This window comes from Intrasporangium sp. (genome assembly GCF_039812505.1).
GTDB lineage: Bacteria > Actinomycetota > Actinomycetes > Actinomycetales > Dermatophilaceae > Intrasporangium_A.
The window spans coordinates 1-8176 of sequence record NZ_JBDIAQ010000156.1 but is presented as its reverse complement, the minus strand read 5'-3'; the positions used below and the strand labels follow the sequence as shown (position 1 = coordinate 8176).

At 71.9% G+C, this 8176-nt stretch carries 7 protein-coding genes; 5 read left to right on the top strand and 2 right to left on the bottom strand.

What is annotated here, in order from left to right:
* Positions 1 to 71: 71 nt before the first annotated feature.
* Positions 72 to 728 (top strand): organomercurial lyase, encoded by a 657-nt coding sequence (merB, locus tag WMI84_RS15425; RefSeq protein ID WP_347354662.1) that lies wholly within the window; start codon positions 72 to 74, stop codon positions 726 to 728.
* A gap of 297 nt (positions 729 to 1025) precedes the next feature.
* Here the strand turns inward: merB and WMI84_RS15420 are convergent, their stop codons facing one another.
* Together WMI84_RS15420 and WMI84_RS15415 are read right to left on the bottom strand one after the other, a co-directional pair.
* On the bottom strand, positions 1026 to 2477 hold the full coding sequence (locus WMI84_RS15420; protein ID WP_347354661.1) for a gamma-aminobutyraldehyde dehydrogenase: 1452 nt from the start codon (positions 2475 to 2477) through the stop codon (positions 1026 to 1028).
* Positions 2478 to 2992: 515 nt separating this feature from the next.
* Complete coding sequence (locus tag WMI84_RS15415; protein WP_347354660.1) at positions 2993 to 3991, bottom strand: 2-oxoglutarate and iron-dependent oxygenase domain-containing protein; 999 nt, start codon at positions 3989 to 3991, stop codon at positions 2993 to 2995.
* Positions 3992 to 4214: 223 nt separating this feature from the next.
* On the opposite strand from WMI84_RS15415, the gene WMI84_RS15410 reads away from it, so the two are divergent.
* The 4 genes from WMI84_RS15410 to WMI84_RS15395 all read left to right on the top strand — a co-directional run bounded on the left by WMI84_RS15410 (position 4215) and on the right by WMI84_RS15395 (position 7799).
* Positions 4215 to 4859, top strand: a complete 645-nt coding sequence (locus WMI84_RS15410; protein ID WP_347354659.1) for a dihydrofolate reductase family protein — start codon at positions 4215 to 4217, stop codon at positions 4857 to 4859.
* A 143-nt stretch (positions 4860 to 5002) separates the two neighbouring features.
* Positions 5003 to 5827 (top strand): DUF2202 domain-containing protein, encoded by an 825-nt coding sequence (locus tag WMI84_RS15405; RefSeq protein WP_347354658.1) that lies wholly within the window; start codon positions 5003 to 5005, stop codon positions 5825 to 5827.
* A 113-nt stretch (positions 5828 to 5940) separates the two neighbouring features.
* Positions 5941 to 6660 (top strand): response regulator transcription factor, encoded by a 720-nt coding sequence (locus tag WMI84_RS15400; protein WP_347354657.1) that lies wholly within the window; start codon positions 5941 to 5943, stop codon positions 6658 to 6660.
* Positions 6657 to 7799 carry a HAMP domain-containing sensor histidine kinase gene (locus WMI84_RS15395; protein ID WP_347354656.1) on the top strand — a complete coding sequence of 381 codons (1143 nt, stop codon included), beginning with the start codon at positions 6657 to 6659 and terminating at the stop codon, positions 7797 to 7799. The genes WMI84_RS15400 and WMI84_RS15395 overlap by 4 nt, the downstream gene beginning before the upstream one ends.
* The last annotated feature ends 377 nt before the right edge of the window (positions 7800 to 8176 follow it).

Below are 8176 nucleotides of genomic sequence, written 5' to 3'. Positions count from 1 at the left end.
CTAAGCGACCCCACCGCCTGGACCTGAACCCCCCAACGAACTAACGAAGATGCCCACTAGCGTTCCGTTGCATGGACACCGAGGACCTGCGTCTGGCCGTCTACGAGACGTTCCGCCGGGGTGGGACACCCCTGGTCGCCGGTCTGGCCGCGCAGCTGTCGGCCACGCCGGAGCAGGTGCGAGCGGGGTTGGCCGTCCTGGCGGCCGGGCGGCACCTGGCGCTCGGTGCGGACGGTGAGATCACCATGGCGCACCCCTTCACCGCGGTGCCGCTCGGCTTCTCTGTCATGGGCCGCGACACGCTCTGGTGGGGTGGCTGCGCGTGGGACTCGTTCGCCGTGCCGCACCTGCTGCCGGACCAGGGACCGGTACTCGTGGCGACCACCTGTCCGGCGTGCGACCGGGCCCACGCCTGGCGCGTCGACAACCAGCAGCCACCGGAGGGTCAGCAGGTGGCCCACTTCCTCGTGCCTGCCGCCCGGATGTGGGACGACGTGGTGCACACCTGCGGCAACCAGCGCCTCTTCTGCTCGGAGGCGTGCGTGACCGCCTGGCTCGGCCGGAACGGGCAGCCGCGCGGCTACGTGATGGACCTGCCGACCCTGTGGCGGCTCGCCTCGGGTTGGTACGCCGGGCGGCTCGAGCGGGGTTACGTGCGGCGCGAGCCGAGCGCCGCCGGCGAATACCTGCGCAGCGTCGGCCTGTCCGGCCCGTTCTGGGGGCTGTGAAGCCGGCACCGACGAAGTCAACCCGCCGGGTGGGGGAACTCGCGCGTCAGCCCGGCGTGGACGGCATACAGACCCGCCCCGACCCCGACCCCGGTTCGATGTATTTGCGCGGCCCGGGGACCGCGCAAATACATCGAGCCGGACTGGGGCCGGGGGCCGGGGGCCGGGGCCGGCGGGACCCGATCGGGTGCGGGCGGGCACGTGTGACGACTACCCCGACTTGGAGCGAGACGACGTCCTTGCCGCGCTGGTGTGACCGGCACCGGCCCGGGCCGAGCCGGGAGCGGAGGCGCCGCCTCAGACCAGGCTGGTCATGACGTGCTTGAGGCGGGTGTAGTCCTCGAACCCGTAGACCGAGAGGTCCTTGCCGTAGCCGGATTGCTTGAACCCGCCGTGCGGCATGTCGGAGACGAACGGGATGTGCGCGTTGATCCAGACGCAGCCGAAGTCCAGCGCCCGGCTCATCCGCATCGCGGTGGCGTGGTCGGTGGTCCAGGTGGACGCGGCCAAGGCGTAGGGCACACCGTTGGCCAGGGCCACGGCCTCCTGCTCGTTGGCGAACGGCTGGATGGTCAGCACCGGCCCGAACACCTCGGACTGCACGATCTCGTCGTCCTGGCGGACACCCGAGACCAGCGTCGGCTCGAAGAAGTACCCGCTCTGCCCCTGCCGCCGCCCCCCGGTCTCGACCCGAGTGTGTGCCGGTAGGCGTGCGATGAACCCGCTCACCTGGTCCAGCTGCGACTGGTTGTTCAGCGGCCCGAAGAAGACGCCTTCCTCGTGCGGGGCCCCAGTGCGGATGTGGGCGCGCACATGGGCCACGATCTCGCGCACCAGGTCGTCGTGCACCGACTCGTGCACGATCACCCGGGTGGCAGCCGTGCAGTCCTGTCCGCCGTTGACGTAGGCCGCCTCGGCGATCCCGATGGCGGCCCGTTTCAGGTCGGCGTCGGCGAACACCACCGCCGGCGCCTTGCCGCCCAGCTCGAGGTGCACCCGCTTGAGCTGGGTGGCCGCGGCCGAGGCGACCTGCATCCCGGCCCGCACCGACCCGGTGATCGCCACGAGCGCGGGAACGGGATGGTCCACCAGCAGTGCCCCGGTGGTGCGGTCGCCGAGCACCACGTTGAACACACCGGCGGGGAGGATGCCGGCAGCCAGCTGCGCCAACCGGACCGTGGAGGAGGGCGTGGTCTCGCTGGGCTTGAGCACGACCGTGTTGCCCGCCGCCAGGGCCGGCCCGATCTTCCAGATCGCCATGTTGAGCGGGTAGTTCCATGGCGTGATCTGGGCCACCACCCCGACCGGCTCGCGCCGCACGTAGGAGGTGAACCCCGGGACGTACTCGGCGGCGGCCCGCCCGTTGAGCTCCCGGGCCGTGCCGGCGAAGAACCGCAGCTGGTCGACGGACTGCTCGATCTCGTCGCCGACCAGGCCCGGCCGGGGCTTGCCGGTGTCGCGCGACTCCAGGTCGGCCAGATCCTCGGCGTGCTCGGCCAGCGCGTCGGCCAGCCGGAACAGGGCCAGCTGCCGCTGCGCGGGAGTCGTGTCGCGCCACGCGGGGAAGGCGCGCTGCGCGGCGTCGACCGCGGCGTCGACCTCCGCCCCGGTCGAGATCGGTGCCCGGCCGTACACCTGGCCGGTGGCCGGGTCGACCAGGTCGAGCAGGTCGCCCTCGGATGTCACGCTCCTCCCGTCGACGAAGTTGCAGAGGGTCTCGAGCGCGGTCTGGGTCTGGATGCCGGTCATGTGCTGATCCTGTCAGGCTTGCCCGCTGGGCTCCATCTGCACGGGGTGGGGGTGCGGCCGGCGATGGGCCGGCTCGGTGATCGGCGGACCGACCAGCGGGAGCCCAACGAGGCCGGGCCGAGTGCGGGTGCAGGTAGCTGTACTGAGGCGATGGCACGGCTCCGCAGCCTGGGCCGCTCCGGCAGGATGGCACGAGGAGTCACATCGCGGGTCATGTCGCGGGTGATGGAGGTCCGGCCCGCACGTCGCAGGTCATGTCGCCGACTCGCGGAAATCCACGCACGGGTCTTCACCGCCGTGCGACATGACCGGCGACATGACCCGCCGTGCGACATGACCGGCGACGCGTCCCGCGACATGACCGGTGACATGACCGGTGACACGACCCAGCCCGCGACATGACCGGTGACACGACCCAGCCCGCGACATGACCGGTGACACGACCCAGCCGGCGACCCGACCTGCGACCCGACCTGGCCGATGCACCCGCACGGGCGCGCCGATAACGCCCGGCTTCAGTCGGACCGGCCGAGGAGGTCGGCGTGATGCCGGGCCGCCACGTCCGGGTGCGCCCGAAGCCGGGCCTTCAGCAGGTTCTCGCCGTACCGGCTGCCGATGACGTTGGCCGCGTCCTTGGTGATCCCCCGCGCCTGCCCGGCCAGCTCCGGTGGCAGGTCTATCGAGGGCACCTCGGCGTGCAGGGCCGGGTTGAAGAAGAAGGGGATCGAGAGCCGCTCCGTGCCCTCCGGCGGCGCCGTCACCCGGTGCGAGGTGGCCGTGAGGTAGCCGTTGGTCGCCACCTCCATCAGCTCGCCGATGTTGACCACGAAGGCGTCGTCGACCGGTGGGACGTCCAACCAGCCGTCCCCGGTGCGGACCTGCAGACCGGCCTTGCCCGGCTCGATGAGCAGCAGGGTCAGGATGCCCGGGTCGTTGTGGGCGCCCACACCCTGGGAGGCGTCGGCGCTGCCGGGGTAGCGCACGATCTTCAGCAGCAACGACGCCGGGTCGAACGTCGACGCGAAGTGGTCCGCGGGCGCCCCGAGGGAGAGCGCCCACTCCGAGAGGAGCCGGTGCCCCAGCGTCTCGAGACGCTCCATCCATGCCGTGACGACTGCTCTCAGCTCGGGCAGCGCCTCCGGCCACTGGTTGGGCCCGTCCAGACGCAGGTACGGCGGGTCGACGACCCCCGTGGCCGCCATCTCGGAGCCGATGTCGATCTGCTCCCGGTGGTCGACCCGGCCCTGGGTCAGCTCGCCGTCCAGCCGCGTCCACCCCCGGAACTGCGGACTCCTGGTCATCTCGATGGCCTTTTTGTCCGCCTCGGGCAAGGCGAAGAAGCGGCGAGCCACGTCGAAGAGCTCGGTGGTGACCGCGGGGTCGATGTGGTGGCGCAGGTGGAAGAAGCCGACCTCGTGCGTGGCCTCACGCAGGTCCTTGCGGAAGCGTTCCGCCGCCTCGGGCCCGGCCTCGAGGTCGTGCAGGTCGAGCATCGGGAGGGTCTGACGCGGCATACCCGTCAGGCTAGGAATCGGCCCTCCCCTCGGTCAATGTCTCGGCGAGGCCGCGCTCACTCGGCTGCTCGGCCGTGGGGTCGAGCACCTACGGTCGGCTGCCGACGCTCCGACGCCTCCCAGCCACCCTGCAGTGTGCCGCTCGGCCGGCTCCCGAGGACACCTGACCGTGAGTGCCGGCTGAGCGGCATACTGCAGGCACCCGACGATCGAGGGGGCGGCGATGGCGCAGCTGGTCCGAGTGCACAACTTCACCGTGTCCCGCGACGGCTACGGGGCCGGCGAAGGTCAGAGCTTCGAGCGGCCGTTCGGCCATGCCGAGCCGGCTGACTTCTTCGCGTGGGCGGGCGGGACGGCGAGCTGGCCCAACCGCACCGCCCCCGGGGGCAGTCGCGGGCTGGACGACTACCTGACCCGGGACTTCCACCGCAACATCGGCGCGGAGATCATGGGGCGCAACAAGTTCGGGCCGTACCGCGGGCCCTGGGCCGACCACGACTGGGACGGTTGGTGGGGTGCCGTGCCGCCGTTCCATACTCCGGTCTTCGTGATGACCCATTACGAGCGGGCGCCGCTCACGCTCGCCGACACGACCTTCCACTTCGTCAGCGGCACGGCCGCGCAGGTCCTGGCGCAGGCCCTGGCGGCGGCCGAGGGCAAGGATGTGCGGCTCGGTGGCGGGGCTGCCACGATCCGGCAGTTCCTCGACTCCGGCCTGGTCGACACGCTGCACGTCGCGGTCGCCCCCGTCGAGCTCGGCCGGGGCTCGCGGCTCTGGGCCTCGCCGGACGAGCTGTCGGACCGCTACCACTGCGACGTCGTGCCGAGCCCGAGCGGGGTGGTCCACCACCTGTTCTGGCGCCGCTGACCCCGGCGCCGCTGACTCCGGCGGCCGCTCGCGACCTCCCGGTCGGGTGGGCCTTCATCAAGGCTTCACACGCGGCCACCGAGGTGCTTCATGCCGCCCGGGTTGACTCGGACACAGGAGCAACCATGAGGAGAGGGATCACGATGAGCACCACGACACGCACCGTCGCCATTCTCGCCACGACGGCCCTGCTCGGGGGCGGCGCGGCGTTGACCGCCTCGGCGCTGAGCCGGGGAGGCGGCACGCCCGCACCCGGTGTGACCGCGACGTCCACGGCGCTGCCGCACGACGTGGCCGAGCAGCTGCAGCACGCCCGGGAGGGGGAGAGGATGGCCCGGGACCTCTACGCCGCGCTGGCCCAGGCGCACGGGGATGCCCGTCCGATGAGCCGGATCACCCACGGCGAGGACCGTCACTTCGCCGCAGTGGGCACCGTGCTGAGCCGGCACGGCGTCAGTGACCCCTCGGCGGGTCGCCGGGCCGGCAGCTACGCCTACCCCGACCTGCAGCAGCGCTACGACGACTGGCTCGCCAAGGGCAAGGCCAGCGCCAACGCGGCCCACCAGGTCGGCGTGGAGCTCGAGAAGTGGGACATCGCCAACCTCCAGAAGCAGGTCGACGCGACGAAGCAGAACGACGTCAAGCAGCTCTACAGCCACCTGCTCGAGGCTTCCCGACACCACCTGTCGGCCTACCAGGCAGCTCTTGCCGGGCAGCCAACCGGACCGGGCGCGGGTGGCCAGGGCACTCCGGGTAGCGGAACGGGGCAGGGGATGGGTCAGCACCGGGCCGAGCACATGGGGCAGGGCGCGGGCCAGCACACGGGGCAGGGCGCGGGCCAGCACATGGGGCAGGGCGCGGGCCAGCACATGGGCGAGCACACGGGGCAGGGCGCGGGCCAGCACCACGGCAACGGGCACCACGGCATGGGTGCCTCGGTCGGGCAGCGCAACGGTCCCGGCGCATGAGCACGCCGGCCAGGCGCAGCGTGGGTGGGGTCGCCCGGGCGATCCCACCCCGATGGTGCGTGCGGCGGCCATAGGCTCGGGCCGTCCGCATCAGACTGCTTGAGGGGGTGCTGATGACCCGCCGGGTCCTCGTCGTCGACGACGAACCACAGATCCGCACCCTGTTGCGGGCCTACCTCGAGACCGAGGGTTTCGCCGTCACCGAGGCCCGGACCGGAGCCGAGGCGCTGCAGCTGGCCCTGGACCGCGCCGACCCGCCCGACCTGATCCTGCTCGACATCGGCCTGCCCGACCTCGACGGCCTCGACGTGCTCACCACCCTGCGACGCCAGTCCGATGTCTACGTCATCCTCGTCACCGCCCGCGCCGAGGAGGTGGACCGGATCGTCGGTCTGTCCGTGGGCGCGGACGACTACGTGACCAAGCCATTCAGCCCCCGCGAGGTCGTCGCCCGCGTCAGGTCGGTCCTGCGGCGAGCCAGGCCGATGGTGGGCACGGCCGCGCCGGAGGCCGATCCGGTCCTGCGATTCGCCGGGCTCACGATCGACCCGGCCCGGCGCGAGGTCGTGGTCGACGGCCGCGAGGTCTCCCTCTCCACGCTCCAGTTCGACCTGTTGACGGCACTGGCCTCGTCGCCCGGGCGGGTGTTCTCGCGCGCCCAGCTGCTCGACCGGGTCTGGGGCTACGACTTCTACGGCGACGAACGCGTCGTCGACGTCCACATCCGAAACATGCGCAAGGCCCTCGGCGACGACGCGACCGACCCGCGGCTCATCGGTACCGTCCGCGGGGTCGGCTACAAGTTCCTCGCCGAGTCGGAGGCCCAGCGATGACACGCTTCTTCCGCCGGCTCGACCTGCGCCTCGTCGCCAGCCACGTCCTGGTCGCCGTCGTCGGCGGGGTGGTGACCTTCCTGCTCGTGCGTGGCTTGGCCCCCAACATCTTCGACCGCGAGACGCACATGATGGGGGCACTGCACGACGGGCAACGCGGGGGTATGCCGGGTGGTGGACCGGGTCTCGGCCAGCAGCTGCGCGACCAGTTCGTCTCGGCCGTGGACTCCGCCCTGGTGGTGGGCGTGCTGGCAGGGCTCGTCGCCGCTGGTCTGTTCGGTGCATTCGCGGCATACCGGCTCACGCGACCCCTCGGCGCCCTCGGCGTGGCCACCCGGCAGATCGCCGGCGGGCACTATGCCGTCACGATCCCACAGCCGGGCACCCGTGAGCTCGACGCACTCGCCGACGACGTGCGCACGTTGGCCGGCGCCCTGCAGGAGACCGAGACCCGCCGCACCCGACTGCTCGGCGAGGTGGCCCACGAGATGCGCACTCCGCTGACCGTCCTGGACGGCTACGTCGAGGGGATGATCGACGGGGTGCTGCCTGCCACGCCCGAGACGCTGGCCCAGATGTCCGGCGAGACCCGCCGGCTGCGCCGTCTCGCCGAGGACCTGTCGGCGCTGTCCCGTGCCGAGGAGGGCCGGCTCGAGCTGGCTCCGCAGCGCACCGACCTGCGCGAGGTGGTCGCAGCGGCGGTCGAACGGCTCGTGCCCCAGGCCGAGGACGCCGAGGTCACCCTCACCCTGACGCGCAGCGCCGGTCCGGTCCCGGTGACCGTCGACCCGGACCGGGTGGCCCAGGTGGTGACCAACCTGGTCGGCAACGCCCTTCGTGCCACGCCGCCGAAGGGCCGGGTCACCGTCGACGTCGTGGCCAGCGGTGGCCATGCCGTCGCCTCGGTCACCGACACCGGCGAGGGCATCGCGACGCCCGACCTGGAGCGCGTCTTCGAGCGGTTCTACCGGGTCCCCGACCGGCGCCGGTCAGGCGGTCCCGGCTCGGGCCAAGGCGGCTCGGGCATCGGCCTGACGATCTCGCGCCGCATCGCCGAAGCCCACGGCGGCACCCTCGTCGCGACCTCGCCCGGCCGGGGGAGCGGGGCCACCTTCACCCTGACGCTGCCGCTCTCGTGACGAATCGCCAAGTGCGACAAGCAGGCTGGCCTCGAGTGCCGGGCCGCTCAGTTGAGGTGGTCCGGCGGGCAATGAGCCCAGCCAGATCGCGGGTCATGTCGCTGTCCGCGTCGCGGGGACAGCGGTGCGGTCCTCATGTCACCGGTCATGTCGCGGGGCGGGCGAGATCCACGCACAGGTCTCCACGAGCGCGCGACGTGACCGGCGCCGTGACGGGGTTGTGCGCGACATGACTGGTGCCGTGACGGGGTTGTGCGACATGACTGGTGCCGTGACGGGGTTGTGCGACATGACTGGTGCCGTGACGGGGTTGTGCGACATGACTGGCGTCGTGACGGGGTTGTGCGACATGACTGGCGTCGTGACGGGGTTGTGCG

What these genes read in the sequence shown, in the direction of transcription:
- merB (WP_347354662.1), top strand. Translation starts at nt 72, where the DNA reads ATGGACACCGAGGACCTGCGTCTGGCCGTCTACGAGACGTTCCGCCGG.
- WMI84_RS15420 (WP_347354661.1), bottom strand. Translation starts at nt 2,477, where the DNA reads ATGACCGGCATCCAGACCCAGACCGCGCTCGAGACCCTCTGCAACTTC.
- WMI84_RS15415 (WP_347354660.1), bottom strand. Translation starts at nt 3,991, where the DNA reads ATGCCGCGTCAGACCCTCCCGATGCTCGACCTGCACGACCTCGAGGCC.
- WMI84_RS15410 (WP_347354659.1), top strand. Translation starts at nt 4,215, where the DNA reads ATGGCGCAGCTGGTCCGAGTGCACAACTTCACCGTGTCCCGCGACGGC.
- WMI84_RS15405 (WP_347354658.1), top strand. Translation starts at nt 5,003, where the DNA reads ATGAGCACCACGACACGCACCGTCGCCATTCTCGCCACGACGGCCCTG.
- WMI84_RS15400 (WP_347354657.1), top strand. Translation starts at nt 5,941, where the DNA reads ATGACCCGCCGGGTCCTCGTCGTCGACGACGAACCACAGATCCGCACC.
- WMI84_RS15395 (WP_347354656.1), top strand. Translation starts at nt 6,657, where the DNA reads ATGACACGCTTCTTCCGCCGGCTCGACCTGCGCCTCGTCGCCAGCCAC.